Below are 26,951 nucleotides of genomic sequence, written 5' to 3' on the forward strand. Positions count from 1 at the left end.
GGAATCCTACCCCTTTCCCGTCCGGACGGAAGGGGCCAATCGTCGCTGCCGGGCTGCGCGGGGCACCACTCCCCGCCGGGTTGTCCGTCACCATATCGCGGTCGACAGGACGGCGCGGCGCTCCTATGGTCACGCCGACCGGACGAGCGAATTCAGAAAGGAACGGGCGCATCATGGCGAAGAAGGACGGAGTCAACGGCAAGGGCGGCCAGTTCAGCGGGACGCCGGCCGACCGGCTGGTCCGGCTGTGGCGCAACAACGACGAACGCTTCGGCGCCCTGCTGGACGAGGTTCTGGACACCAATCGCCAGGGCGTGATCGAAGCCGCGGTCGGCAAGCTGCGCGAGGAGGAGGGCTACGACTTCATGGATGAGGTCGAGGCCTTCTCCGAAACGGCGCAGAGCACCGACGAGCATGGCGACCCGACCCTGTCGACCCTGTTCTGGCTGGCGCTGGAGGTCGACGGCCGGCTGGACGAGCCGCCGTCGGTCGACACCATCGAACGCGCGCTCGATTCGGCCGGGCTGCTGGAGAAGGCGACCGACATGCGGCTGCTGCCGCTGTGGCTGGACCCGGAACCGCTGTCCTATCTGGAGGCTGCCGACCGCCGCACCCTGCTGCGGCGCCTGATCGACTCGACCCAGGCGGCGGAGACCTTCGTGCGCGAACAGGATCTGGTCGCTTCCGCCGACGACACCGGCATCCGCCTCGTCAGCGTCGTCGGTCTGGTGATCGAGGAGGATGCCGAGCAGGACGGCGAGGCGATGCCCGATCCGCTCAACCTCGGCTTCGCCGGCGAAGGGCAGGAGATGGAGATCGACCCGATCGAGCAGGAGCGCATCCGCCAGTCGATGGCCGCCTTCGCCGAGGCGGTCGCCGCCGCCGACCCGCGGGTCAAGCGCTGCGAGCCGGTCGGCGGGCTGAACGACCTGCTGGACTTTACCGCCGAGGGCGTCTGGCCGGACGAGGTGGATGCCAACTTCGACGAGGTCAACGACTTCCTCGACATCGCCGGCAACGAGACCGGCGACGGTGTTCTCGACGTGACGGTGAGCGAGGGTCCGGAAGGCTTGCAGCTGCGCGCCTACAACTCCGACGGCGTGCTGCTGGACGAACGGAGCTTCGACCTGACCGGCGACCGAGCGGAAGAGGCGCTGTCCCTCATCAAGCGCCGCTGCCGCCGCGTCAGCGAAGGCTGACCGCTGTTTGTCCGGGGGCCGGTCAGGCCCCCGGCGCCACCACGAAGCAGGCCATGCCCTGGTTGACCAGCCCGTTGCAGGCGCTGGCCGCATCCTGCTGCGACAGGCCGGACAGCCGGGCGCGGTAGAGCGGCCCGGTCTGGGTGTCCACCGCCTGCACGATCCGTTGCGAGCGTGACAGCATCGGCATGGTGCTGCGGGCGCGGTCGATGACGCGCTGGCTGTCGTCGGGCGAGCGGAAGGCGCCGAGCTGCACCGTCCACACCCCGCCGCCGGCGGTCGCGGCACCCGCCATCGTCGCCACCGGCCGCGGTGCCGGAGCGTCGGGCGTCGAGGTGTCGGGCGCCACCACGCGCACGGCCTGGGCGGACTGTGCCGGAGCGGGCAGGGCGGCAACGGCGATGGGCGCCCGGCTCGGCACCGGGCGGCCGGTCTCGGCGGGCGCCGTGTAAGCGGGCGCCGCTGCTGCCGGCGGCGCCGAGTAGGAGGAGGATGGCCGGGCATAGGGCGAACCGTAATCCGGCGGCGAATCGGTCGAGGTGGAAGGCGGGGCGCTGACCAGCACGATGTCGGCGCCGTTGGGGGCCGGGGTGCGGTTCAGCCGCGGGCCGACCGACGCGATGTAGCGCCTGGTCTCGCCCGGCAGGCTGCGCTTGCCGGCCAGATAGTCGCCATAGCAGCCCGGCCCGCAATTGTAGGCACCGAGGAAACCCGGCGCGCCGAACAGATTGTACATCTCGCGCAGATAGGCGGTGCCGGCGATGATGTTGTCATGCGGGTCGAAGGGGTCGGATCCCAGATTGTGCTTGCGCCGCATCTCGTCGTAGGTCGCGGGCATCACCTGCATCAGGCCCATGGCGCCGGCCTTGCTGACGATCGGCTTGCCGTTGACGGTGGTGCGCCCGCCGCTCTCCTGGCGGATGACCTCGCGGATCCACAGCTCCGGCATGTCGAACCGTTTGGATGCCTCCGCGACATGGGCGTCGATCTCCTCCGGAGAGGCAACGCGATGCGAGCCGCCGCCGCTGGCGCAGGCGCTCAGCAGGGCGGTCAAGGCGGCGCAGGTCAGCAACGGCTTCAGGCGACGCACGGAACCCCCGGTCATCGTTCAGTTCGATCTTTTGGATAAGCCCAATTGGGAGGTAGCGACCTTTGCACATTCCCGGCCCGCCGTAAACCGTCCCGACTGTGACCTTCTGCCCGGCCGGAGAACGCGGAGGGGGAGGGCGCGGATGAGTCCTTCGGACGCGCAAGCGGCCGTCCGGTCATCTGCCGTCCGGCGATGCGATCCGGGGGCCATCAGATTTCGCGATCATCGTCCGGATCGCGCCGGGTCGCCAGTTCGCGCAGCAGCCGTTCCTTGGCGGTCTTGCGGCTCGGCCGCCCGCCGCCACGTCCGAACAGCCCGCCCAGCAGCCCGCCGGACTTCGGCTGCTCCTCCGGTTCCTCGGCCATCTGGGCGCGCTCCGCCTCACGCCGGGCCAGCAGGGCGGCGCGGTCGACCAGCGGGGTGCGCAGCCGGCGCGGCAGCGCCTTGAAGGCGAGGTTGGCGCGTTCGAGGTCGACGATATCCTCGGTGGAGCGGGCGATGCGCAGCGCCACCCGCAGCAGGTCGAGCCGCCAGGCATCCTCCGGCGCATGCGGCAGCGTTTCCGCCGCCGCCAGCAGGGTATCCAGCCCCTTGCCGGTCAAGGCGCTGGTTGATCGTTCCCCACTGGATTGGTCTCCCTTGGGTTTGTCAGTGTCGCGGTCCCGTCCCATTCCGTCATCGAAGCTGTCGCGCTGAAGGCGGACTTTAGGACGCCGACCGCCACCTTGTCTGCCCCCAAGCGGGGATCACACCGTTTGGATGGGGAAGGAGAGTGGTCTGATCAAGAAAAAAAGCCCTCTCCCCGTCACCGGGAAGAGGGCTGCAAGTCAGTCGGGGAAATGCGCGGCTGGATGCCGGCAGTCATGCCGCAGCCCGGGGGGACGGGCACGGCATCTCGAACCCGGCCACACCGCAAAGCCGCGGAAGGGCCGGGAACCTCACGTCACGCTCAGGCTACTCGGCGGCTTGCGCCACGGTCAGGCCCAGCCGCTTGGCTACCCCCTCGCCATAGGCCGGGTCGGCGGCCAGGAAGTGCTTCAGCTGGCGCTGCTGGATGAACAGCGGGGCCTTGCCCAGCGTGCCGGCGATGTTGTCCATCAGCCGCTCCTGTGCCTCCGCGCCGATCAGGCGGAACAGCGCGCCGGCCTGGGCGTAGTCGTCGTTGCCCTCGCGGTGGTCATAGTGGGCGGCGTCGCCGCTGATGCGCAGCGGCGGCTCGCTCGCGACACCGGTCTGGGCCGGGCCGCCGAAGCTGTTCGGCTCGTAGTTCGGGCGGCCGCCGCCATTGCCGTCGGTGCGCATGGCGCCGTCGCGCTGGTAGTTGTGGACCGGGCAGCCCTGCGGCTTGTTCACCGGGATCTGCGCATAGTTGCCGCCCAGACGGTAGCGGTGGGCGTCGGCATAGGCGAACAGCCGGCCCTGCAGCATCTTGTCGGGGCTGAAGGAGATGCCGGGCACCACGCTGGCCGGGCTGAAGGCGGACTGCTCGGTCTCGGCGAAGAAATTCTCCGGATTGCGGTTCAGCACCAGCTCGCCGATCTCGATCAGCGGGTAATCGGCATGCGGCCACACCTTGGTCAGGTCGAACGGGTTGATGCGGTAGCCGTCGGCCTCGGCCTCCGGCATGATCTGCACCGAGACGGTCCAAGCCGGGAAGTCGCCGTCCTCGATCGAGGCGTAGAGGTCGCGGGTGGCGTGGTCGGGGTCGATGCCGGCCATCGTCACCGCCTGCTCGGCGGTGAAGTTCTGGATCCCCTGGCGGGTCTTGAAGTGGTACTTGACCCAGAAGCGCTCGTTCGCCGCGTTGATCCACGAGAAGGTGTGGCTGCCGAAGCCGTCCATATGGCGATAGCCGCGCGGGGTGCCGCGGTCGCTGAACAGGATGGTCAGCTGGTGCATCGTCTCCGGCGACAGCGAGAAGAAGTCCCACATCGCGATGGGGTCCTTCAGGTTGGTGGCCGGGTTGCGCTTCTGGGTGTGGATGAAGTCGGGGAACTTCAGCGGATCACGCAGGAAGAAGACCGGCGTGTTGTTGCCGACCAGATCGTAGTTGCCTTCCTCGGTATAGAACTTCACCGCGAAGCCGCGCGGATCGCGCTCGGCATCGGCGGAGCCCTTCTCGCCGCCGACGGTGGAGAAGCGCAGGAAGACGCCGGTCTCCTTGCCCACCGCCGACAGGAAGGCGGCCTTCGTCCACGGCGTCACGTCGCGGGTGACGCGGAAGGTGCCGTAGGCGCCGGCGCCCTTGGCATGGACCACGCGTTCCGGAATGCGTTCACGGTTGAAGTGGGCCAGCTTCTCGATCAGGTGGAAATCCTGCAGAAGCAGCGGACCGCGCGGCCCGGCGCTCAGCGAATTCTGGTTGTCGGGAACGGGCTGGCCGAAGCTGGTGGTCAGGGTGCTCATCCGGGTCATCCTCTCAGAAGGCGGTGTCGCTCGATGTGGCGTTATTGTCTCGCCCCTGGTTATCCGGCGTCTTGAACGATATATCCAAGACATAGAAGGAAATGAACCAATAGGCGCCGCCTATGAATCTCTCCGGCCTGTCCCTGCGTGACCTTGAGTATGTCGTCGCCGTCGCCGAACTGCGCCATTTCGGCCGCGCCGCCGAACGCTGCGCGGTCAGCCAGCCCTCGCTCAGCGCCCAGATCCGCAAGCTGGAGGAGGGCCTCGGCCTCGCCCTGTTCGAGCGGACCAGCCGCAAGGTCCTGCTGACCCCGCGCGGCGAGGCCGTCGTCGCCCAGGCCCGCGTGGTGCTGGAGGAGGCGCGCCGCCTGCTGTCGCTGGCCGACGGGTCGGACGGCGGGCTGACCGGCCGGCTCCGGCTGGCGGCGATCCAGACGCTGGGGCCCTACCTGTTCCCGCACATCCTGTCGCCGCTGCGCAACGGCTGGCCCGACCTGACCCTGATCCTGTCGGAGGGCCGCACCGAAACCCTGCTGGAGGAGCTGCGCGACGGCCGGCTCGACGCCGTGCTGCTGGCCCTGCCGGTGGAGAGCGACGGGCTGGTCGCCGAACCGCTGTTCTTCGAGCCCTTCCTGCTCGCCCACCCCGCCGGCCACCGGCTGTGCGCCACGCCCACCCTCTCCCTGAACGATCTCGATCCGGCGGAGCTTCTGCTGCTGGAGGAGGGGCACTGCCTGCGCGATCAGGCGCTGGCCGCCTGCGGCCTCAGCGCGCGCGGCGGCGGTGTCCATGCCACCGGGCTGGAGACGCTGCGCCACATGGTGGCGGCCGGGGCGGGCTGCACGCTGATGCCGCTGCTGGCGGCGACCGGGGAGGACGGCCGTCCCGCCACCGTCGGCGGGCTGGTGGAGTATCGTCCCTTCGGCGGATCGGCCGATGCCGCTCCTGCACCCGGCCGTGTCGTTGGGCTGGTCTGGCGGGTCAGCGATCCGCGCGACCGCGGCCTGCGCGATCTGGCGGCCCTGCTGCGCCGCACCCTGCCGCCGGGCACGCAATCCGTCCTAGCCCAAAGGGGTGAGTGACGGAGGAAGGAACAAGCGCCCATCGGCCGGGTTGAAGGCTCGGCTCGTGCTCCTCACTGTCCAGAGGGACGAGCGTGACATTCGATCCAGGCGGAGAAACGGGCGACCATGGCAAACATCCTGAAACAGGCGACGCGGCTAGGTGAAGGATTGCCCTTTCCGCTGGGAGCGACATGGGACGGGCTCGGCGTCAACTTCGCCTTGTTTTCCGCCCATGCGACCAGGGTCGAACTGTGTCTGTTCGATGAAAATGGCGAGGAGGAGCTTGAGCGCATCGAGCTTCCCGAATTCACCAACGAGATCTGGCACGGCTATCTGCCCGACGCCCGTCCCGGCCTGCTCTACGGCTACCGCGTCCATGGCCCCTACGAGCCGGAGAACGGTCACCGCTTCAACCCCAACAAGCTGCTGCTCGACCCCTACGCCAAGGAGCTGGTCGGCGAGATCCGCTGGAACCCGGCCCATTTCGGCTATGTGATGGAATCGGGCGACGACCTGACCTATGACGAGCGCGACAGCGCGCCCTTCATGCCGAAATGCAAGGTGATCGACCCGGCCTTCACCTGGGGCCGCGATCTCAAACCGGGCACCGCCTGGGACCGCACCATCTTCTACGAAACCCATGTGAAGGGCTTCACCAGGCTGCATCCGGCGGTGCCCGACAGCCTGCGCGGCACCTATGGCGGCATGGCGGTGAAGGAGGTGGTCGACTACATCAGCTCGCTCGGCGTCACCGCGGTGGAGTTGCTGCCGGTCCATGCCTTCGTCCAGGACCAGCATCTGGTCGATAAGAAGCTCGCCAATTACTGGGGCTACAACTCCATCGGCTTCTTCGCGCCGGAGCCGCGCTATGCGGCATCGGGCAACGCCATCAAGGAATTCAAGGAGATGGTCGCCCATCTCCACAATGCCGGGCTGGAGGTGATCCTCGACGTCGTCTACAACCACACCGCCGAGGGCAACGAGCGCGGACCGACCCTGTCCTTCAAGGGCATCGACAACGCCTCCTACTACCGCCTGATCCCGGACCGGAAGCGCTATTACATCAACGAGACGGGGACCGGGAACACCGTCAATCTCAGCCATCCGCGCGTCCTGCAGATGGTCACCGACAGCCTGCGCTATTGGGCGACGGAGATGCATGTCGACGGCTTCCGCTTCGACCTCGCCACCATCCTCGGCCGCGAGCCCTACGGCTTCGACGAGGGCGGCGGCTTCCTCGACAGCTGCCTGCAGGACCCGATCCTGAACAGCGTCAAGCTGATCGCCGAGCCATGGGACTGCGGCCCCGGCGGCTATCAGGTCGGCAACTTCCCGCCGGGCTGGGCGGAGTGGAACGACAAGTTCCGCGACACCGTCCGCGCCTTCTGGAAGGGCGACGAGGGCAAGCTGCCGGAGGTGGCGCCGCGGCTCTGCGGCTCGGCCGACGTCTTCGACAAGCGCGGGCGCAAGCCCTGGGCCAGCGTGAACTTCATCACCGCCCATGACGGCTACACACTGAACGACCTCGTCTCCTACAACGACAAGCACAACGAGGCGAACGGCGAGGGCAACAACGACGGCCACTCCCACAATCTGTCCTGGAACCATGGGGCGGAGGGGCCGACCGACGATCCGGAGATCAAGGCGCTCCGCGAACGCCAGAAGCGCAACCTGCTGGCGACGCTGCTGCTGTCGCAGGGATCGCCGATGCTGCTGGCCGGCGACGAGTTCGGCAACACCCAGCACGGCAACAACAACGCCTATTGCCAGGACAACGAGACGGCGTGGCTGAACTGGGACGACATCGACGAGGACGGTCAGGCCCTGATCGAGTTCGTCCGCCGCGTGGTGGCGGTGCGCCAGTCCTTCCCCATGCTGCGCCGCGGCCGTTTCCTGTCGGGCGAGTACAACGCCGAGTTCGACGTGAAGGACGTCACCTGGCTGACCCCCGCCGGCGACGAGATGGAGGAGAGCCACTGGCATGACGGCAACGCCCGCTGCCTGGGCATGCTGCTGGACGGCCGCGCCCAGGCCAGCGGCATCAAGCGCCCGGCGATGGACGCCACGCTTTTGCTGGTCATCAACTCCCACCATGACGTGGTGGAGTTTACCCTGCCGGAGGTGACCGGCGGCAGCGTCTGGCGCTGTCTGGTCGACACCAACCTGACCGACCCGGACGAGGTGCCGCGCGTCAACACCAGCGAGGGCTATATGGTGACCGGCCGCTCGCTGCTGCTGCTGGCGCTGGAACCGGAGGGAAAGACCTCCTTTGCGCTTCGCCGCGCCGCCCGCGCCCTGCGCAACGTCGCCGAAAGCCCGACGCTGTCCTTTGGCGAGGAGAGTACGGACCAGGAGAAGGCCGAGGAACCGGTGGAACCTGCGGAGACGAAGGAGCCGGAAAAGGTGGAAGCGGCGGCTGCGGCTAAGCCTGACATGAAAAAGCCCACCTGAACCGACACCCAACTCCCCCTCTCCCCGGGGGGAGAGGAGATCCCCCGGCCCCGGAATCCCCATCATGAAACTCTTTGAATGCCAGAACTGCCGCCAGCCGCTCTATTTCGAGAACACGCTGTGCGAGCGCTGCGGCTACCGGCTGGGCTATCTGCCGGATGCGGGGACGCTGTCGGCGATCGACCCCACCGACCATGACGGGGTGTGGAGCGCGCTCGCCACCAGCGAGCCGCTCTACAAATTCTGTGCGAACGCGGATCTCGACGCCTGCAACTGGATGCTGCCGGCCGACACCGCCGACACCCACTGCGCCGCCTGCCGACACAACCACATCATCCCCGATCTGTCCGATACCGACAACCTGACGCGCTGGCGCAGGCTGGAACTGGCCAAGCACCACCTGTTCTACACGCTGACCAACCTGAAGCTGCCCTTGCAGACCCGGATCGAGAATCCGGAGGGGGGGCTTGCCTTCGACTTCCTGTCCGACACGGTGGCTCCCGACGGCACGGTGACGCCGGTGCTGACCGGCCATGCCAACGGCCTGATCACCATCAACGTCGCCGAGGCCGACGATGCCGAGCGCGAGAAGCGCCGTACCGAGATGGGCGAGCCCTACCGCACGCTGCTCGGCCATTTCCGGCATGAGAGCGGCCATTACATCTGGGACCGGCTGGTGCGCGACGATCCGGCCCTGCTGGAGCGCTTCCGCGCCCTGTTCGGCGACGAACGGCAGGATTACGGCGAGGCGCTGAAACGCCACTATGCGAACGGCGCCCCGGCCGACTGGCAAGCCGGCTTCGTCAGCACATATGCCACCGCCCACCCGTGGGAGGATTTCGCCGAAACCTGGGCGCATTACCTGCACATCGTCGACACGCTGGAAACCGCCCGCGCCTTCGGTCTCAAGATCCGCCCCCGCATCACCGAAGGGGCGGAGTTGGAGGCGGAGGTCGATTTCAACCCCCACAAGGCAAGGCGGATCGAGGATCTGATCCATCCCTGGCTGCCGCTGACCTATGCGGTGAACAGCCTGAACCGCAGCATGGGCCAGCCGGACCTCTACCCCTTCATCCTGTCGGCGGCGGTGATCGAGAAGCTGGGCTTCATGAACGCGATGGTGCGGGGGCTGTAAGGGACGTCAGACCCCCACTATCCGCCCACCCCCATCGCTGCCCGCACCCAGCGCACCGCGCGGTTGCGCCCGTCGCGCTTGGCCTTGTAGAGCGCGGCGTCGGCGTGGCGCATCACCGTCGCCATGTCGCTGTCGTCCTCCGGCCAGGAGGCGATGCCGATGGAGCAGCCGACCCGTACGACATCGCCGTTGAACGACACCGGTTCGTTGACGGTGGCGATGATGCGGGCGGCCAGCTCCTCCATGTCGGGGGCCGGGCGCCCGGCGCGGCGCGGCAGCACCGCGGCGAATTCGTCGCCGCCCAGCCGGGCGACCACGTCGTCGTCGCGGAAGATGCTGGCGAGGCGACCGCCGATCTGGCGCAGAACGACGTCGCCGGCATCGTGGCCAAGCCGGTCGTTCACCGGCTTGAACCCGTCGAGATCGATGTACATCACCGTCGCCGACCCGCCGCCGGCGCCGGTCGACGCCTCGACATACTGCTCGAAATAGCGCCGGTTGGGCAGGGCGGTCAGCCGGTCCTCGTAGGCGATGTCCTCCAGCCGCATCAGGGCGGCGTCCTTGTTGGTCAGGCTGTCGACCATCTCCCGCAGCGCCACCGACAGCCGGCGGATCTCCGCCGCACCGCCGACATCGGGGATCGCCATGCCGCGCTCGCCCTTGCCGATCCGCTCGGCGGCGTCGGCGATGGCGCCCAGCGGGCGGGCGATGCGGCCGGCGGCGACCCAGCCGATCACGCTGAACAGCAGGGCCAGCAGCGCGCCGGACCCGATGATCATCACGCGCAGGCGGTTGGTTTCGGCATAGACGATGTCGGCCGGCTGGCGGGCGACGACGGTCCAGCCCAGCCCGGCATAATCGTGCAATCCCTTGCCGTGGGCGACGCCGGTCACATAGGTGACGCCGTCGGGCCAGACCTCGCGGCTCCAGCCGTCGCGCAGTCCGGCGGTCAGCATCGGCACCGGCAGCGGCTTGCCGACGGCCGAATCGGGGCCGATCAGCACGGTGCCGTCGGCCGACAGGATATAGAGCGTGAGCCCCTTGCGGTCGGCCAGCGGCTCGACCAGCTGGCGGATCGAGGCATGGGCCCATTCCCAGCTGTAATGGGCGGCCAGCACGCCGACCGTGGTGCCGTCCGCCCTTTGCAGCGGGGCGGACACATCGACGAATTTCGGCGTCTCGCCGACCAGATAGGGGACCTTGCCGTTCAGGGCGACGGCTTCGTGGACGTCGCCGATGAACAGGCCTTTCATGCCTTCCTGATGAACCGGCCGTCTGGAGATGTCGGCTCCCAACAGCAGGCCGTTAGAGGCGGCCATCACCCGGCCGTTCACATCGGTCATGCCGATCCAGGCGATGGTCGGGTCGCGGCGCTTCAGTTCGTCGATGGTCGATTGCGCCACCGCCGGGTCCTTCAGCGCGTCGATTCGCGACAGCGCGGCGATCTGGTTGGCGCGCGCCCACATGGTCGAATCGAGCTGCCGGGCCAGCGATTGCGCCATCCCGGTCATCGTATTGCCGATTTCCTTGGCCAGTGCGTCGGCCGCGCCGTTGCCGACCACCAGACCCTTCACCAGGGCCGAGCCGAGCAGCAGAACGGCGACGGTCACCGCCACGGTGGCCCGCAGGCCGATGATCCGGCCCGGCCGGCGGGCTGGCATGCTGCGTCGCTGGGCGATGCTGGTGCTTTCTTCGGCGCTGTTGCCGCTCGGCTGTCCAACGGCCGTCATCGTGGCTTGATCCTTTCGGGCGGCCATGCCCGGGCCGGAGGGGACGATCAGTGAAGACACTCTATCATCCCTGACCTTTATAATGGGTCAAGCGGAACCACAGCCGCCGACTTCAACGGTCGCTTTCAACCCAAAAGGGATCGTGGCGTGGTGTCCGGCACGCGCAAGGCGTATGTTCGCCAAAAAAGTTTGCGACGCTGACTTTCAGCATATTGCGTAAAAAGGAAAAGGCCGCTAGCAATACAGCCGCGGCCCGAGTTTAGGGAGGAAACGCCTGAAAGGCGATCGAAACAACAAATAATGCTGCGTCGCCGAAAATCCAGCCCGCTGCGGCTGGATTTTTCGTTTCAGCAGCAAGAATCTTCTCCATTATCCGTGTTGCCCCCATGGAAGGGGGATTCCCCGAACGGTTGGTTGCGCTATCATGTCTGCCCAACGAACCATAAGATCGGGAAGAGTCCTCATCATGAAACGGCGTGCGTTCCTCACCAGCGCCGGTGCCGGCCTTGCCGCCGGGACCGCCGGAACCGTTGCGGCTACCGTTGCTGCTCCGGCCATCGCCCAATCCTCCCAGCCCGAAATCAAGTGGCGCATGGCGTCGAGCTATCCCAAGAGCCTCGACACCATCTATGGTGCTGCGGAGTTCATCGCCAAGCGCGTGTCCGACGCCACCGACGGCCGTTTCCAGATCCGCACCTTCGCCGCCGGCGAGATCGTTCCGGCCCTCCAGGTGCTGGACGCGGTGCAGAACGGCACGGTCGAGTGCGGCCAGTCGGCGGCCTATTTCTATGTCGGCAAGGATCCGACCTTCTGCTTCGACACCGCCATGCCCTTCGGCCTGAACACGCGCCAGCACATCGCCTGGATGATGCATGGCGGCGGGCTGGAGCTGATGCGGGAGGTGTTCAAGGATTACAACATCCACCACATCCCGGCCGGCAACACCGGCGCCCAGATGGGCGGCTGGTTCCGCAAGGAGATCAAGAGCCTGGAGGATCTGAAGGGCCTGAAGATGCGCATCGGCGGTCTGGTCGGCCAGATCCTGACGCCTTTCGGCCTCGTGCCGCAGCAGCTCGGCGGCGGCGACATCTATCCGGCGCTGGAACGCGGCACCATCGATGCGGCGGAGTTCGTCGGCCCCTACGACGACGAGAAGCTCGGCTTCCACAAGGTCGCCAAATACTACTACTATCCCGGCTGGTGGGAAGGCTCCGCCCAGATCCCGCTGATGTTCAACATCCAGGCCTGGGAACAGCTGCCGAAATCCTACCAGACCATCCTGGAACAGGCCTGCTGGGAGGCCAACAGCTGGATGATCGCCAAGTACGACACGCTGAACGCCGCAGCGCTGAAGCGGCTGGTCGGCGGTGGCGCCATTCTGCGTCCCTTCCCGCGCGACATGATGCAGGCCTGCGAGAAGGCGGCGTTTGAATTTTACGACAAGCTGGCGGCCAGCAATCCGCGCTTCAAGAAGGTCTATGACGGCTGGAAGCCTTTCCTGGAGCAGGAGCGGCTGTGGTTCCGCGTCGCCGAGAACGGTTTCGACAGCTTCGTCTACAGCCAGGCCGCCCAGCAGAAATGAGTCGGGAGCGCTGAGCCGGGCGGGGCGGATCGCCTGCGGCGATTCGCCCCGGCTTTCATGGCAAACACTGATTTTCACGCCGCCGTATGTCCGCTATCTCGATCATCGGCCTTCTCAATCGCACGCGATTGGAGCACACTGCCGGTCTAAGCGTGGGCATCGCCTTCGCAATTGCACAAAAAATCGGCAAAGCGTTGAATTGATCACAACATAGTCATTCCTCTTGTCTATTTTCTTAAACGCGTGTTACCGTCAGGGCCAGAAAGACGGACCGGACCGGGGTGGCGTACCCGGACCCGAGGTCGCCTGTGACGGGAGCGGACGGATGGACGGCGGGATGATCGCGACGACAGAGACCCTGGTGCGCTTCACCGGGGTGCAGAAGACCTACGATGGCGAGCATCTCGTGGTGAAAAGCCTCGATCTCGACATCCGCAAGGGCGAATTCCTGACGCTGCTGGGGCCGTCGGGGTCGGGCAAGACCACCACGCTGATGATGCTGGCCGGGTTCGAGGTGCCGACCCATGGCGAAATCTTCATCGGCGACCGGCCGATCAAGAACACGCCGCCGCACAAGCGCGACATCGGCATGGTCTTCCAGAATTACGCCCTGTTCCCCCACCTGACGATCGAGGAAAACGTCGCCTTCCCGCTGTCGGTGCGCGGCGTTCCCAAGGCGGAGATCAAGGAGCGGGTCAGGGCCGCGCTCGACATGATCAAGCTCGGCAACCTCGCCAACCGCCGTCCCGGCCAGCTGTCCGGCGGCCAGCAGCAGCGCGTGGCGCTCGCCCGCGCCCTGGTCTTCAACCCGGCGCTGGTGCTGATGGACGAGCCGCTGGGGGCCCTGGACAAGCGCCTGCGCGAGCATATGCAGCTGGAGATCAAGCGCCTGCACGAGACGATGGGCCTGACGGTCGTCTACGTCACCCACGACCAGGGCGAGGCGCTGACGATGTCCGACCGCATCGCGGTCTTCAACGACGGCATCGTCCAGCAGATCGACCGCCCGGATGCGCTGTACGAGCGGCCGGTGAACAGCTTCGTCGCCAACTTCATCGGCGAGAACAATGTTCTGAGCGGCGTTGTCGAAAATATCGAACAGGGCTGGGCGCGGGTCGCGCTGGATGCCGGCGGTTCGGTGGTGGCGCAGGCGGTGAACATCGGCGGCGCCGGCAACCGCACCTCGCTGTCGCTCCGTCCCGAACGGGTGGCGATCGAAACCGGCGACAGCGGCGACAGCACGATGAACCGGCTGCCGGCCACGCTGACCGACCTGATCTATCTCGGCGACCACACGCTGGCGGTGCTCAGCACGCCGGCCAACCCGGAATTCATGGTCAAGCTGCCGGCCGGCTCCTATGCCGGTCTGGCGCCGGGCCAGGACGTCTACATCGCTTTCCGCCCGGAGGACTGCCGGGCGCTCGATCCGGTCTGAGGACGTGGTTCTCAGAACCAGGGTGCCTTCCAGCAACAACAACCACGACGAATAAGGACGGGGATCATGTCGAAGATTAAGGTGGCTCTCGGTTTCGCTGCGACCTTCACCGCCCTCACGGCCCTGTCATCGGCCGCCAGCGCCCGCGACCTCACCGTCGTGTCGTGGGGCGGCGCCTATCAGGACGTCCAGAAGAAGGTGTATTTCGAGCCGTTCAAGGCCACCGGCACGCCGATGAGCGACGAATCCTGGGACGGCGGCGTCGGCGTCCTGCGCGCCAAGGTCCAGGGCGGCGCCTCCACCTGGGACGTCGTCCAGGTCGAGAGCGAGGAACTGGCACTGGGCTGCGACGAAGGCCTGTACGAGAAGCTGAACTACTCCAAGATCGGCGGCGAGGATGCTTATCTGCCGTCCACCGTCAACGCCTGCGGCGTCGGCGCCATCGTCTATGACTTCGTGCTTGGCTACGACAAGGACAAGCTGAAGGACGCGCCGAAGGGCTGGGCCGATTTCTTCGACACCAAGAAGTATCCGGGCAAGCGCGGCCTGCGCCAGGGCGCCAAGACCACGCTGGAGATCGCGCTGATGGCCGACGGCGTGGCTCCGGCCGACGTCTACAAGGTTCTGGGCACCGAGGCCGGCGTCGACCGCGCCTTCAAGAAGCTCGACACCATCAAGAACGACATCGTCTGGTGGAAGGCCGGCGCCCAGCCGCCGCAGCTGCTGGCTTCGGGCGAAGTGGCGATGACCTCGGTCTACAACGGCCGCATCGACGCCGCCAACAAGAAGGAAAGCAAGAACTTCGGCATGGTGTGGAACGGCGCGCTGTTCACCATCGACAGCTGGGTCATCCTGAAGGGCAGCCCGAACCAGGACGCCGCCTACAAGTTCCTGAACTTCGTCGGCAAGCCGGAGAACCAGGCCAAGCTGTCCGAAGGCATTGCCTACGGCACGTCCAACAAGAAGGCGCCGTCGCTGCTGCCGAAGCCGGTCCTGGCCGATCTCCCGACCTCGCCGGACAACATGAAGAACGCGATCGAGATCAACACCGACTTCTGGCTGGAGAACATCGATCGCCTGACCGAACGCTTCAACAAGTGGGCGGCCAAGTAAGCTTACCCAGCGACACCCCAGAAAACCCCCTCTCCCCCCGGGAGAGGGTCGGGGTGAGGGGGATGCACTGCGGCACACATCGGGCCGATAAGCGCCTCCCCACTATACTTTCCGGCGGATCACTTTCCGCCCTTCGGTGACCGGACGCCTTGCGTCCCCCTCACCCTAACCCTCTCCCCGGGGGGGAGAGGGGATAGTCCCGAATTTGAGGCTCAGCGTCTTCTCAACAGGACAATGCCGATGACAGCCGCATTCGTTGCCGGCGCCGACGTGCCGTTGAAGCGTCGATTGAAACGGGCCGAGCGGGCCCGGCAGTTCCGTGCGCTGGGTCTGGTGCTGCCGCTGCTGGCCTTCCTGCTGTTCACCTTCGTCGTGCCGCTCGCCGGCATGATCTGGAAGTCGGCGGACGACTGGGAAGTGCCGCAGGTGATGCCGCAGACCGTCGCGGCGCTGAAGCAGTGGAACGGCCAGGGTCTTCCCGACGAGGCCGCCTTCGCGGCGCTCGCCGCCGACATCCGCACCGCGCGCGAGGCCGGAACGCTGGCGGTCGCGGCCAAGCGGCTGAACTATATCATCAACGGCTACCGCACGACGCTGCTGTCGACCGGCCGCAAGCTGAAGGAGCAGCCCGCTCCCGGCACCGCGAAGGCGACGCTGATCGAGATCGCCCCGGCCTGGGGCGAGCGCGAGAGCTGGACGGCGATCAAGAGCGCCAGCGGTCCGGTCACCAGCTATTACCTGCTGGCCGCGGTCGACCTGACCCGCAACGCGGATGGCGCCATCGTGGCCGCTCCGCCGGATCAGGCGATCTACCGCGACGTCTTCATCCGCACCTTCACCATCGGTTTCGGCGTCACGGCGCTCTGCCTGATCCTCGGATTCCCGGTCGCCTATCTGCTGGCGAACCTGCCGACCGGCCGGTCGAACCTGCTGATGATCTTCGTGCTGCTGCCCTTCTGGACCTCGCTGCTGGTGCGCACCTGCGCCTGGATCGTGATTTTGCAGAGCGAGGGCATCGTCAACGGCTCGCTGCAATGGCTGGGCGTGATCGACGAACCGCTGCGGCTGATCTACAACCGCTTCGGCGTCTACATGGCGATGACCCATGTGCTGCTGCCCTTCATGATCCTGCCGCTCTACAGCGTCATGCGCGGCATCTCGCCGGCCTACATGCGGGCCGCCGCCTCGCTGGGCGCGCCGCCGACGACCGCCTTCCTGCGCATCTACCTGCCGCAGACCATTCCGGGCATCGGCGCCGGCTGCCTGCTCGTCTTCATCCTGGCCATCGGCTACTACATCACGCCGGCGCTGGTCGGTGGAGCGGCCGACCAGATGATTTCGTCCTTCATCGCCTTCTACACGACGGAAACGGTCAACTGGGGCCTCGCCTCGGCGCTGGGAGCGGTTCTGCTGCTCTCCACGGTGGTGCTGGCGGTGGTCTACGGCAAGCTGGCGCTCGGCCGCCAGACGACGGGAGGTCTGAAGAATTGAGCGCGAACCACTCTCCCCAGACCGCCAGCCAGCGCATCGCCTGGATCACGACGGTGGTCGCCGCCACGCTGGTGTTCATCTTCCTGATGGCGCCGATCCTGGCGATCGTGCCGCTCTCCTTCAGCTCCAGCACCTACCTGACCTATCCGCTGCCCGGCCTGTCGCTGCGCTGGTACGAGGATTTCCTCGGCTCGGCCCGCTGGATGAACGCGCTGAAGAACAGCGTCATCATCGGCGTGGCGTCCTCCATGCTGTCGATGGCGCTGGGCACGCTGGCCTCGCTGGGGCTGGCCCAGTGGAAGAGCAAGTGGAAGCCGCTGGTGTTGGCCATCGTGCTGTCGCCGATGGTGGTGCCGGTCGTCATCACCGCGGTCGGCGTCTATTTCTTCTTCGCGCCGCTGGGGCTGACCGGCAACTATCTCGGCCTGATCCTGGTCCACACCGCGCTGGCGACGCCCTTCGTCGTCATCACCGTGTCGGCCACCCTGCAGAGCTTCGACATGACGCTGGCGCGGGCCGCCGCCTCGCTGGGGGCGCCGCCGCTGCTGACCTTCCGCAAGGTGATCCTGCCGCTGATCCTGCCGGGTCTGGCGTCTGGTGCCCTGTTCGCCTTCGCCACCAGCTTCGACGAGGTGGTGACGGTGCTGTTCCTCGCCGGACCCGAGCAGCGCACCCTGCCCAGAGAGATGTTCAGCGGCATCCGTGAGAACATCAGCCCGACCATCACCGCGGTGGCGGTGGTGCTGACGGTGATCTCGGTCTGCATGCTGTCGACGCTGGAAATCCTGCGCCGGCGCAACGAGCGGCTGAAGGGGAACGCGGAGTAGGGGAGTGGTCGACGGGGAGGGGCTGACGCTCCTCCCCGACGCCGCTCACAGATAGGGCGGCGTGCAGGCGCTGATGAGTTCGCACTCCTCTTCGCCGATGTTGCGGAAGCGGTGACTGACGCGGCTGTCGAAGAAATAGGCATCCCCGGGGCCGAGCAGTTGCTTGCGATCCCCCACCGTCAGTTCGATCTGGCCCTTGATGACGATGCCGCCCTCCTCGCCCTCGTGCTGGAGCATGGTGCGGCCGGTGTCGGCGCCGGGGGCGTAGCGTTCGTGGAGGATTTGCAGGTTGCGGCTGCGCAGGTCGCCGACCTGACGGAAGGAAATCTGGCCGACGGTGCCCTTCAGCTCGCCGGCCAGTTCGATCAGCTCGCCGCCCTTGAAGAAGATCTGCTCGGGCGGCGGCAAATCGTCGGAGGAGAAGAATTCGGCCAAGGTCATCGGGATGCCCTGAAGCACCTTGCGCAGCGACGACACGGACGGGCTGCTGCGGTTCTGCTCGATCAGGGAGATCGTGCCGTTGGTCACTCCGGCTCGCTGGGCGAGCGCCCGCTGGGACAGCCCGTGCTGTTCGCGGATCTGCTTCAACCTGGCGCCGACATCGAATTCCATCACCGGACTCCTGCTCCTCACCTGATCTAGGCAATAGCCCATTCGCGCAACCCCGTCATTAGAATATGAACAGCTAAACAGGGGTTGTTTAATTTATTAAACATGGTAGGCTTCTGTCCAAGGTCCAGGCCCCCGCGCAGGAAACCCTTGAATGCCAAGGATGTTTTCGCCGGGCGCGGCCGGCCGGTTCCACATTCCTTCATCCAGGGCGGATCGAACATGCTGTCGCTGAACGACCAGGGCCTTCTCCGAACCAAGGGCTACGTGAACGGTGCGTGGCGCGCGGCCGATTCCGGGAAGAGCTTCCCGGTCACCAACCCGGCCACCGGCGCCGTCATCGCCGAAGTGTCCGACATGGGCGCTGCCGAGACGCGTGAGGCGATCGACGCCGCCAACGCCGCCCTGCCGGCGTGGAAGGCCAAGACCGCCAAGGAACGCGCGGCCATCATGCGCCGCTGGTACGAGCTGATCCTCGCCGCCCAGGAGGATCTGGCCCAGCTGATGACCGCCGAGCAGGGCAAGCCGCTGACCGAATCGCGTGGCGAGGTGGTCTATGGCGCGTCCTTCATCGAGTGGTTCGCGGAAGAGGGCAAGCGCGCCTACGGCGACGTCATCCCGACCTTCGCCGGCAACAAGCGCGTCGTCGTGCTGAAGGAGGCCATCGGCGTCGTCGCGGCGATCACGCCGTGGAACTTCCCGAACGCCATGATCACCCGCAAGGTCGCCCCGGCGCTGGCCGCCGGCTGCACCGTGGTGGTCAAGCCGGCCGAGGACACCCCGCTGTCCGCCCTGGCGCTGGCCGAACTGGCCGAGCGCGCCGGTTTCCCGGCCGGCGTCTTCAACATCGTGATGGGCAGCGAGCCGGCCGCCATCGGCAACGAGCTGACCCACAGCCCGATCGTCCGCAAGGTCAGCTTCACCGGCTCGACCGAGGTCGGCAAGCTGCTGATGCGGCAGGCCGCCAGCACGGTCAAGAAGGTGTCGCTGGAGCTGGGCGGCAACGCCCCCTTCATCGTCTTCGACGACGCCGACCTCGACGAGGCGGTCAAGGGCGCCATGGCGTCGAAGTACCGCAATGCCGGCCAGACCTGCGTCTGCGCCAACCGCCTGCTGGTCCAGGCCGGCGTCTATGACGCCTTCGCCGCCAAGCTGGCCGAGGCGGTCAAGGCGCTGAAGGTCGGCGACGGTGCCGAGCCGGGTGTCACCCAGGGTCCGCTGATCAACGCCGACGCCATCGCCAAGGTGGAAGAGCTGATGGGCGACGCGCTGGAAAAGGGCGCCACCGTCGCGCTCGGCGGCAAGCGCCACGCGCTGGGCGGCACCTTCTTCGAGCCGACCATCCTGACCGGCATCACCACCGAGATGCGCGTCGCCCGCGAGGAGATCTTCGGGCCGGTCGCCCCACTGTTCAAGTTCGAGACGGAAGAGGACGCCATCCGCATGGCGAACGACACCGAATTCGGGCTCGCCGCCTACTTCTACAGCCGCGACATCGGCCGCGTCTGGCGCGTGGCGGAAAAGCTGGAATACGGCATGGTCGGCATCAACGAAGGCATCATCTCGACCGAGGTGGCCCCCTTCGGCGGCGTCAAGGAGTCCGGCATCGGCCGCGAAGGCTCCAAGTACGGCCTCGATGATTTCATGGAAGTCAAATACCTCTGCCTCGGCCTCGGCGCCTGACCGAAAAGTCAAAGGAAATCAGACCATGACCACCAACCAGTCCTTCGTCGCCCGTCGCGAGGCAGCCGTCTCCCGCGGCATTTCCGCCGGCATGCCCTTCTACATCGACCGTGCCGAGAATGCCGAGATGTGGGACGTCGAGGGCAAGCGTTTCATCGACTTCGCCGGCGGCATCGCCGTGCTGAACACCGGCCATCGCCACCCGAAGGTGATGGAGGCGGTGAAGGCCCAGCTCGACCGCTTCACCCACACCTGCGCGATGGTCACGCCCTATGACAGCTTCGTCGAGCTGGCGGAGAAGCTGAACGCGCTGGTCCCCGGCCCGACCCCGAAGAAGACCGCCTTCTTCACCACCGGCGCCGAGGCGGTCGAGAACGCCGTGAAGGTCGCCCGTGCCGCCACCGGCCGTCCGGGCGTGGTCGCCTTCTCCGGCGGCTTCCACGGCCGCACGCTGCTGACCATGGGCCTGACCGGCAAGGTCGTGCCCTACAAGGTCGGCTTCGGTCCCTTCCCGGCCGAGATCTTCCATGTGCCGTTCCCCAACGCCTATCGCGGCATCAGCGAGGCGGAGAGCCTGAAGGCGCTGGACACCCTGTTCAAGTCCGACGTCGATCCGGCCCGCGTCGCCGCGATCATCATCGAGCCGGTGCAGGGCGAGGGCGGCTTCAACATCGCCAGCCCGTCCTTCCTCCAGTCGCTGCGCGCGGTCTGCGACAAGCACGGCATCGTCATGATCGTCGACGAGATCCAGACCGGCTTCGCCCGCACCGGCAAGATGTTCGCCGTCGAGCATGCCGGGATCGAGCCGGACCTCGTCACCATGGCGAAGAGCCTGGCCGGCGGCTTCCCGCTGTCGGCGCTGACCGGCAAGGCGGCGCTGATGGATGCCCCGATCCCCGGCGGCCTGGGCGGCACCTATGCCGGCAGCCCGTTGGCGACCACCGCGGCGCTGGCCGTCATCAACGTCATCGAGGAGGAGAAGCTGGTCGAGCGCAGCGAGCAGCTGGGCGAGCGCATCGCCGGCCGCTTCCGCGCCATGGCCCAGCGCAACAGCCTGTCGGTGATCGGTGACGTCCGCAACCTGGGCGCCATGGTCGCGATGGAGCTGGTGACCGACCGCGAGACCAAGGAGCCGGCGGCCGACCTGACCAAGGCGCTGGTCGCCAAGGCGGCGGAAAAGGGCCTGATCCTGCTGTCCTGCGGCACCTACGCCAACGTCATCCGCATCCTGGTCCCGCTGACCGCCTCGGACGCCCTGGTCGACGAAGGCCTGGACATCATCGAGCGGTCCCTGGAAGAACTGGTGTCGGCGTAATAGGCTCCCTCTCTCCCGCCCTGTATACCCTCTCCCCCTCCCGGGGAGAGGGGACTTAAGGGTGGGGGAGAGGCAATAACTCAGGAGGAAGACACCTTGGCCGGACCCTTGTCGCACATCCGGGTGCTGGAGCTGTCGCGCGTGCTGGCCGGGCCGTGGTCGGCGCAGACGCTGGCCGATCTCGGCGCCGACGTGATCAAGGTGGAACGGCCGGGCGCCGGCGACGACACCCGCGCCTGGGGTCCGCCCTGGGCCGGCGACCAGTCCGCCTATTTCCTCTCGACCAACCGCGGCAAGCGGTCGATCACCATCGACTTCGAGCGGCCGGAGGGGCAGGAGCTTGTCCGCAGGCTCGCCGCCCAGGCCGACGTCGTCATCGAGAATTTCAAGGTCGGCGGGCTGGTCAAATACGGCCTCGACTATGACAGCCTGAAGGCGGTCAACCCGCGCCTCGTCTATTGCTCGATCACCGGCTTCGGCCAGACCGGCCCCTACCGCAACCGCGCCGGCTACGACTTCATGATCCAGGGTATGGGCGGGCTGATGAGCATCACCGGCCAGCCCGATGGCGAGCCGGGCGGCGGTCCGGTCAAGGTCGGCGTCGCGGTGACCGACATCTTCACCGGCCTCTACGCCACCATCGGCATCATGGGCGCGCTCGCCCACCGCGACCGCACCGGCGAGGGGCAGCAGGTCGATCTGGCCCTGCTCGACGTGCAGGTGGCGGTGCTGGCCAATCAGGCGATGAACTGCCTTGTCGGCGGCAAGGCGCCGCAGCGGCTCGGCAACGCCCACCCGAACATCGTGCCCTATCAGGCCTTCGCCACCCGCGACGGCCACATCATCCTGGCCGTCGGCAATGACGGCCAGTTCGCCAAGTTCTGCACGGTCGCTGGCCGCCCCGAACTGGCGAAGGACGAGCGTTACGCCACCAACCCGGCCCGCGTCGCCAACCGCAAGGAACTGGTCGCCCTGCTGGAGGAGCTGATCCGCACCCGCGACAGCCATGACTGGCTGAGTGCCTTGGAGCAGGTCGGCGTGCCCTGCGGTCCGATCAACGATCTGGCGGCGGTCTTCGAGGATCCGCAGGTCAAGGCCCGCAACATCCACCAGGATCTGCCGCACCCGACCCAGGGCAGCGTGCCGACGGTGGCAAGCCCGATCCGCTACAGCGGCACCCCGCTGGTCCACGACACCGCTCCGCCGACGCTGGGACAGCACACCGACACGGTGCTGGCGGACTATTTGGGGCTGGGCGAGGCTGACATCGCGGCCCTGCGCGAGAAGGGCGTGATCTGAGGGCAGGGATGGGAAGCCGGAAAGCACTGACTCTCCGGCTTGCCATTCAGAACTCGGTCACCACGGTGACCCCGGTGCCCTCGAACCGGTCCATGGTCACCAGCGCGTCGATCGACTGCTCCAGCGTGATCGTCCTGCCGATCAGCTTCTCCGGCGACAGCTTCCCGGACCGGATCATCTCCATCATCGCGTCGTAGCGATGCGCCTGCATGCCGTGGCTGCCCAGGATCTCAAGCTCCTTTGCGATCACCCGGTCCATCGGAATGGCGGGCGTGCTGTTCTCGGCCAGCATCAGGCCGACTTGCACATGCTTGCCCCGCTTGCGCAGATTGCCGATCGAATTGAAGCAGGTGGTGGGATGGCCCAGCGCGTCGAGCGAGACATGGGCGCCGCCGCGCGTGATCTCGATGACCGCTTCGGCGACCTGTCCGACCTCCGTCGCGTTCACGGTCGCGACGGCGCCGAGCGCGCGGGCCAGGGCGAGCTTGTCTTCCGCGATGTCGACGGCGACGACATTGGCGCCCACGGCATTGGCGATCATGATCGCCGACAATCCGACGCCGCCGCAGCCATGGACGGCCACCCACTGGCCGGCTGACGTCTTGCCCTGGTCGACCACGGCGCGGAACGAGGTCACGAAGCGGCAGCCGAGGCTGGCGGCGGTGGTGAAGTCCATCGACTCCGGCAACCGCACCAGATTGATGTCCGCCTGATGCAGGCCGACATATTGGGCGAAGGACCCCCAATGGGTGAAGCCGGGCTGGAACTGCCGGTCGCAGACCTGATGATTGCCGGAATGGCATTCGGGACAGGCGCCGCAGCCGCCGACGAACGGGACCGTCACCCGGTCGCCGACCGTCCATTTCGTCACGTCCCTGCCGACCGCCTCGACGATGCCGGCCAGCTCATGGCCGGGAACGTGCGGAAGCCGGATGTCGGTGTCATGGCCGACCCAGCCATGCCAGTCGCTGCGGCAGACCCCCGTCGCCATCACCCTGACGACGACCCCATGCGGCTCGGGCGTCGGGTCGGGCACGGTCATGATTTGGGGCGGAGCGGAAAACGCCTCGTAGACCACCGCTTTCATGGGGGTTCTCCTGCTGGAAAGGTCCCGTCATTCTACGGCGGTTGTGCTGAAATTGGCTTTCAATTGAGAACCGGACGGTGCGGCGATATGAAAGAATGCCTCGAAAATCCCTGAAATTCTGAAGGATGACTTCGTTATGGACCCGCTGGATAAAATGGATGCCGCGATCGTGGACAGGCTGCAACAGGATGGCCGACTGTCCAACGCCAAGCTCGCCGAACAGCTGGCGCTGAGCGAGGCGTCCTGCTGGCGCCGGCAGAAGCGATTGGAGGAGTGCGGCGTGATCCGGGGCTATCAGGCCGTGCTGGACCGCCGGAAACTGGGCTTCGGCGTGATGGCCTTCGTGCAGATCGTCTGCACCCAGCATGGCGAGGAGGTGACCGCGGCGTTCGAGGAGGTCATCCGGTCCTGCCCCTCTGTGCTCAGCTGCCACAACACGACGGGAGAGGCGGATTTCCTGCTGGTCGTCGTCGCCCGCGATCTCGACGATTACAGCGGGTTCGTCGACAAGGTGCTGAGACGGCTTCCGGGCGTCGCCAGCATCCGCTCGAACCTCTCCCTGCGGGAGATGAAGGAGACCAACCGTCTGCCCGTTCTGGAGGCGCCCTATCGATGACACCCCGCCTTTTCGGATGACGGCGGGTTTTTCCGCATCGCTCCTGCCCGCCGGGCGGGGGTTGCGTTCGTCCGTCAATCCCGCAATATCGCTTCCCGCGCAGGTCTCCGGCCTGTTCGCGCGGACCCTGCCGTCAACCAACTCCCGGATCTGTCCATGACCGCGGCACCCGCGACCGACACCCGTGCCGGCATCCTGATGATGCTGGGCGGGATGACGCTCTTCACCCTGAACGACGCGCTCGGCAAATGGCTGGTGGCCGACCATCCGGTCGCCATGCTTCTGGCCGTGCGCAGCCTGTTCGGGCTGGCCGTCCTGGCGCCGATGATCCGGCGCGAGGGTGTCGCCGCCGTCTTCGCCGTCGACCGTCTGCCGTTGCATGTCCTGCGCGTTCTGCTGATGACGGTGGACGTCGCCTGCTTCTACTGGGCGGTCGGCTATCTGCCGCTCGCCGACGTGATGACCATCTACATGTCGGCGCCGTTGATCGTCACCGCGCTGTCGGTGCTGGTCCTGCGGGAGAGCGTCGGCTGGCGCCGCTGGGTGGCGGTGCTGGTCGGCTTCGTCGGTGTCGTCATCGTGCTGAACCCGACCGGCCGCTTCGACCTGTGGCCGTCGCTGGTGGCGCTGCTCGGCGCCTTCATCTTCTCCAGCGGCGTAATCTCCACCCGCGTCCTGCGCTCCGCCTCCAGCCTGACGCTGGTCGGCAACCAGATGGTCGGCGGCCTGCTGATCGGTGGCGTGACGCTGCCCTGGACCTGGGAGGCGCCGGGCTGGCTCGGCTTCTTCCTGCTCGGGCTGCTCGGCGTCACCGCGCTGGCCGGCCACGCCATGATGAACCGCTCCCTGCAGCTCAGCCCGGCGGCGGTGGTGGTGCCGTTCCAGTACGTGTCGATCCTGTGGGCGGTGATCCTCGACCTCGCCGTCTGGGGCACGGCGCCCACCGCCCGCATGGGGGTCGGCGCGGCGCTCATCATCGGCAGCGGGCTTTTCATCGTCTATCGCGAACAGCGCCTGAAGCGCGGCGTCGCGGCGGAGGGGGTGGCGGAGGTGCCGTGAGGCCCCGCCTCACCCTCTTAAACGAGGCCCCGCCTCAGCCTCCGAAATAGCGCGGCACCAGCCGGACCGTCGTCGGCTCCACCGGGCGCCAGCCATAGTCGCGGATGACGTCGTTGGATTCGGCCGGCTGCCGCCCGTCCGCCAGCGACCAGGTGATGTGGTAGGTCGATCCGTCCGGCCGGTCGCTGGTGCCGTCGATGGCGACGACCAGCGCCTGAACCCCTTCGCCGTCGTCGGCGCAGCCGATCACCTCGGCCTCGGTCGCGCTGGGCAGCGGCTCGTCCGGGCCGGCGCCGAAGGCCAGGGTGACATGGTGGGCGACCAGCCTGCCGTAACGCGGCGGAACCTGGGCCAGCAGGCGCTCGCGCTCCTCCGCCGGCAGTTCCCATCCGCTGTATCCCGATCCCATCACCCAACTCCCCGAGCCGCAAGAGGCCGGAAGAGTCACCGCCGGCCGCCGTTCATGATCTCGTCCATGATCTTAGTCGCTTCGGCCGGTCCGGCAATCAGCTCGATCATGCGGATGGCGGTGTAGCCGGTGCGGCTGTTGCCGGCGGGACCGGTCAGAGCCTGCTGCGCCTTCTCCGACAGCGAGGTGGTGGTCTTCTGCGTCATCTCCCGCAGCTCGCCGCGCAGCCCCAGCGAATCGGCGATGGTCGCGCATTTGCGCAGCGCCCGGGCATGGTTCTCCGCCTGGGCGAGCTGGGCCCGCCCTTCGCTGGCCCCAATGGCGCCGTTGTCCAGGCAGCCGATGGCGGCGAGGATGCCGGCATCGGCGTCCTGAAGCACCTGGGTCTTCACCATGGAATGGACGGAGCTGCGGACCTGCTTCAGCCGCTGGTCGAACTCCTTGTTGCGGCTCTGCTCCATCGCCGCGCGGGTGGCGTCCAGGCTGGCGACGAGGTCGAGCGCCAGATCGGCCACCGCCATGCGGTCGCTGGCCGGCGCGTCCTGCCAGAGGCGGGACCGGTCCTCGATCTGCGCCACCACAGTGCTGCTCAGCTGCATGAACAGGCTGGCGCGGTCGGCCGGCTTCTGGCCCAGATCCATGTCCCACAGCCCGCTCAGCAGCACCGACGGATCGGTCAGGCGCGACGCGGCCAGCAGCACGAAGACCTTCAGCGCGTCCGGGTTGGCACGGGAAATCCGGCGCCCGATCGACTGGATCGCCTCCATATGGTCGCCATGCAGCTTCGGCACCGGCTTGGGCGACAGCGCCGCCTTCAGCTCCGCCACTTCCGGCGCGATCGACAGGATGGTGGCGATGTCGGACAGCGCCCGCGTCCGGCTGGGATTCATCCTCAGGTCGAGCGCTTCGCTGAAATGCCCGGCGACCGCTCCCTCGGCGATCTTCGCCACCGCCGCCGCGCAGTCCGCCCAGAAGGCCTCTGTCAGCGCCTTGCGGTCCGGCCCGTTCTGCAGGGCGGGGCGGTAGGTGCGCAGCCTTTCCTTGCCGACCTCAGCCTCCACCAGCGGCCACAGGCTGTTCATCAGCGATCGTTCGATCACGCTCAGCGGTACCGGGTCGGCCTTGCCCAACGCCTCGAACAGATCCTCGAACGGGTCGCAGAACAGGCGCTTCAGCGTCGGCCGGCGGTGCAGCCGCAGCTCGACCAGCCGTGGGCGGATCACGGCGATCGTGCGCTGGATGTCGGGATGGTCGTTCATCTGCTCCAGGAGATCGACGACCTGCCGGAACTTGGCCTCGTCAATGTCCAGCAGCTTGTCGCCCAGCGCGACCAGATCCCTCATCTCCATGG

At 67.1% G+C, this 26,951-nt stretch carries 22 protein-coding genes; 14 read left to right on the top strand and 8 right to left on the bottom strand.

The genetic code is table 11. From position 1 onward, the window contains the following. Positions 1-173: 173 nt before the first annotated feature. On the top strand, positions 174-1,199 hold the full coding sequence (locus E6C72_RS19400) for a hypothetical protein (RefSeq protein ID WP_247875712.1): 1,026 nt from the start codon (positions 174-176) through the stop codon (positions 1,197-1,199). A gap of 22 nt (positions 1,200-1,221) precedes the next feature. On the opposite strand, the gene E6C72_RS19405 is transcribed toward E6C72_RS19400, so the two are convergent. The 3 genes from E6C72_RS19405 to E6C72_RS19415 form a co-directional block, all read right to left on the bottom strand. Next, on the bottom strand, positions 1,222-2,304 hold the full coding sequence (locus E6C72_RS19405) for a transglycosylase SLT domain-containing protein (protein WP_109085827.1): 1,083 nt from the start codon (positions 2,302-2,304) through the stop codon (positions 1,222-1,224). Positions 2,305-2,498: 194 nt separating this feature from the next. After that, positions 2,499-2,891: a hypothetical protein gene (locus tag E6C72_RS19410; RefSeq protein ID WP_247875711.1), complete on the bottom strand. Its 393-nt coding sequence runs from the start codon at positions 2,889-2,891 to the stop codon at positions 2,499-2,501. A 352-nt stretch (positions 2,892-3,243) separates the two neighbouring features. Next, a complete protein-coding gene (locus E6C72_RS19415; RefSeq protein WP_109085825.1) occupies positions 3,244-4,695 on the bottom strand; it encodes a catalase in 1,452 nt (483 codons plus the stop codon). A gap of 122 nt (positions 4,696-4,817) precedes the next feature. Here E6C72_RS19415 and E6C72_RS19420 point away from each other — a divergent pair, with 122 nt between their 5' ends. The 3 genes from E6C72_RS19420 (at position 4,818) to E6C72_RS19430 (ending at position 9,345) form a co-directional block, all read left to right on the top strand. Beyond that, positions 4,818-5,777 (top strand): LysR substrate-binding domain-containing protein, encoded by a 960-nt coding sequence (locus E6C72_RS19420; protein ID WP_109085824.1) that lies wholly within the window; start codon positions 4,818-4,820, stop codon positions 5,775-5,777. A 108-nt stretch (positions 5,778-5,885) separates the two neighbouring features. Continuing rightward, the gene (gene glgX / locus E6C72_RS19425; protein ID WP_109085823.1) at positions 5,886-8,210 is read left to right on the top strand and encodes a glycogen debranching protein GlgX; all 2,325 of its coding nucleotides are present in this window, start codon (positions 5,886-5,888) and stop codon (positions 8,208-8,210) included. A gap of 64 nt (positions 8,211-8,274) precedes the next feature. After that, on the top strand, positions 8,275-9,345 hold the full coding sequence (locus E6C72_RS19430) for a putative zinc-binding metallopeptidase (protein WP_109085822.1): 1,071 nt from the start codon (positions 8,275-8,277) through the stop codon (positions 9,343-9,345). Positions 9,346-9,362: 17 nt separating this feature from the next. Here the strand turns inward: E6C72_RS19430 and E6C72_RS19435 are convergent, their stop codons facing one another. After that, the gene (locus E6C72_RS19435) at positions 9,363-11,075 is read right to left on the bottom strand and encodes a GGDEF domain-containing protein (protein WP_158280162.1); all 1,713 of its coding nucleotides are present in this window, start codon (positions 11,073-11,075) and stop codon (positions 9,363-9,365) included. Between the two features lie 466 nt (positions 11,076-11,541). Here E6C72_RS19435 and E6C72_RS19440 point away from each other — a divergent pair, with 466 nt between their 5' ends. The 5 genes from E6C72_RS19440 to E6C72_RS19460 all read left to right on the top strand — a co-directional run bounded on the left by E6C72_RS19440 (position 11,542) and on the right by E6C72_RS19460 (position 17,523). Beyond that, complete coding sequence (locus tag E6C72_RS19440; RefSeq protein ID WP_109085820.1) at positions 11,542-12,657, top strand: TRAP transporter substrate-binding protein; 1,116 nt, start codon at positions 11,542-11,544, stop codon at positions 12,655-12,657. 325 nt (positions 12,658-12,982) lie between these two features. After that, complete coding sequence (locus E6C72_RS19445) at positions 12,983-14,092, top strand: ABC transporter ATP-binding protein (protein WP_109085819.1); 1,110 nt, start codon at positions 12,983-12,985, stop codon at positions 14,090-14,092. A gap of 66 nt (positions 14,093-14,158) precedes the next feature. Next, positions 14,159-15,205, top strand: coding sequence for an ABC transporter substrate-binding protein (locus E6C72_RS19450; protein WP_109085818.1), 1,047 nt, complete (start codon positions 14,159-14,161; stop codon positions 15,203-15,205). A 240-nt stretch (positions 15,206-15,445) separates the two neighbouring features. Further along, positions 15,446-16,696 (top strand): ABC transporter permease, encoded by a 1,251-nt coding sequence (locus tag E6C72_RS19455; RefSeq protein ID WP_109085817.1) that lies wholly within the window; start codon positions 15,446-15,448, stop codon positions 16,694-16,696. After that, complete coding sequence (locus E6C72_RS19460) at positions 16,693-17,523, top strand: ABC transporter permease (protein WP_169055244.1); 831 nt, start codon at positions 16,693-16,695, stop codon at positions 17,521-17,523. The genes E6C72_RS19455 and E6C72_RS19460 overlap by 4 nt, the downstream gene beginning before the upstream one ends. 45 nt (positions 17,524-17,568) lie before the next feature. On the opposite strand, the gene E6C72_RS19465 is transcribed toward E6C72_RS19460, so the two are convergent. After that, positions 17,569-18,135: a cupin domain-containing protein gene (locus tag E6C72_RS19465; RefSeq protein WP_109085816.1), complete on the bottom strand. Its 567-nt coding sequence runs from the start codon at positions 18,133-18,135 to the stop codon at positions 17,569-17,571. Between the two features lie 219 nt (positions 18,136-18,354). Between E6C72_RS19465 and E6C72_RS19470 the strand changes: the two genes are divergently transcribed. The 3 genes from E6C72_RS19470 to E6C72_RS19480 all read left to right on the top strand — a co-directional run bounded on the left by E6C72_RS19470 (position 18,355) and on the right by E6C72_RS19480 (position 22,429). Beyond that, positions 18,355-19,815 carry an NAD-dependent succinate-semialdehyde dehydrogenase gene (locus tag E6C72_RS19470; RefSeq protein ID WP_199228753.1) on the top strand — a complete coding sequence of 487 codons (1,461 nt, stop codon included), beginning with the start codon at positions 18,355-18,357 and terminating at the stop codon, positions 19,813-19,815. Between the two features lie 25 nt (positions 19,816-19,840). After that, positions 19,841-21,130 carry a 4-aminobutyrate--2-oxoglutarate transaminase gene (gene gabT / locus E6C72_RS19475; protein ID WP_109085815.1) on the top strand — a complete coding sequence of 430 codons (1,290 nt, stop codon included), beginning with the start codon at positions 19,841-19,843 and terminating at the stop codon, positions 21,128-21,130. 96 nt (positions 21,131-21,226) lie between these two features. Next, positions 21,227-22,429, top strand: coding sequence for a CaiB/BaiF CoA-transferase family protein (locus E6C72_RS19480; protein ID WP_109085814.1), 1,203 nt, complete (start codon positions 21,227-21,229; stop codon positions 22,427-22,429). 46 nt (positions 22,430-22,475) lie between these two features. On the opposite strand, the gene E6C72_RS19485 is transcribed toward E6C72_RS19480, so the two are convergent. Then, positions 22,476-23,516, bottom strand: a complete 1,041-nt coding sequence (locus E6C72_RS19485; protein ID WP_109085813.1) for a zinc-dependent alcohol dehydrogenase family protein — start codon at positions 23,514-23,516, stop codon at positions 22,476-22,478. Positions 23,517-23,670: 154 nt separating this feature from the next. On the opposite strand from E6C72_RS19485, the gene E6C72_RS19490 reads away from it, so the two are divergent. Together E6C72_RS19490 and E6C72_RS19495 are read left to right on the top strand one after the other, a co-directional pair. Further along, positions 23,671-24,132 (top strand): Lrp/AsnC family transcriptional regulator, encoded by a 462-nt coding sequence (locus E6C72_RS19490; RefSeq protein ID WP_247875710.1) that lies wholly within the window; start codon positions 23,671-23,673, stop codon positions 24,130-24,132. A gap of 156 nt (positions 24,133-24,288) precedes the next feature. Further along, positions 24,289-25,191 carry a DMT family transporter gene (locus E6C72_RS19495; protein ID WP_109085811.1) on the top strand — a complete coding sequence of 301 codons (903 nt, stop codon included), beginning with the start codon at positions 24,289-24,291 and terminating at the stop codon, positions 25,189-25,191. 34 nt (positions 25,192-25,225) lie between these two features. On the opposite strand, the gene E6C72_RS19500 is transcribed toward E6C72_RS19495, so the two are convergent. Together E6C72_RS19500 and E6C72_RS19505 are read right to left on the bottom strand one after the other, a co-directional pair. After that, positions 25,226-25,600 carry a hypothetical protein gene (locus E6C72_RS19500; RefSeq protein ID WP_109085810.1) on the bottom strand — a complete coding sequence of 125 codons (375 nt, stop codon included), beginning with the start codon at positions 25,598-25,600 and terminating at the stop codon, positions 25,226-25,228. A gap of 35 nt (positions 25,601-25,635) precedes the next feature. Next, positions 25,636-26,949: a hypothetical protein gene (locus E6C72_RS19505; protein WP_109085809.1), complete on the bottom strand. Its 1,314-nt coding sequence runs from the start codon at positions 26,947-26,949 to the stop codon at positions 25,636-25,638. Positions 26,950-26,951 lie beyond the last annotated feature (2 nt).

This window comes from Azospirillum sp. TSH100, from assembly GCF_004923295.1.
Lineage (GTDB): Bacteria > Pseudomonadota > Alphaproteobacteria > Azospirillales > Azospirillaceae > Azospirillum.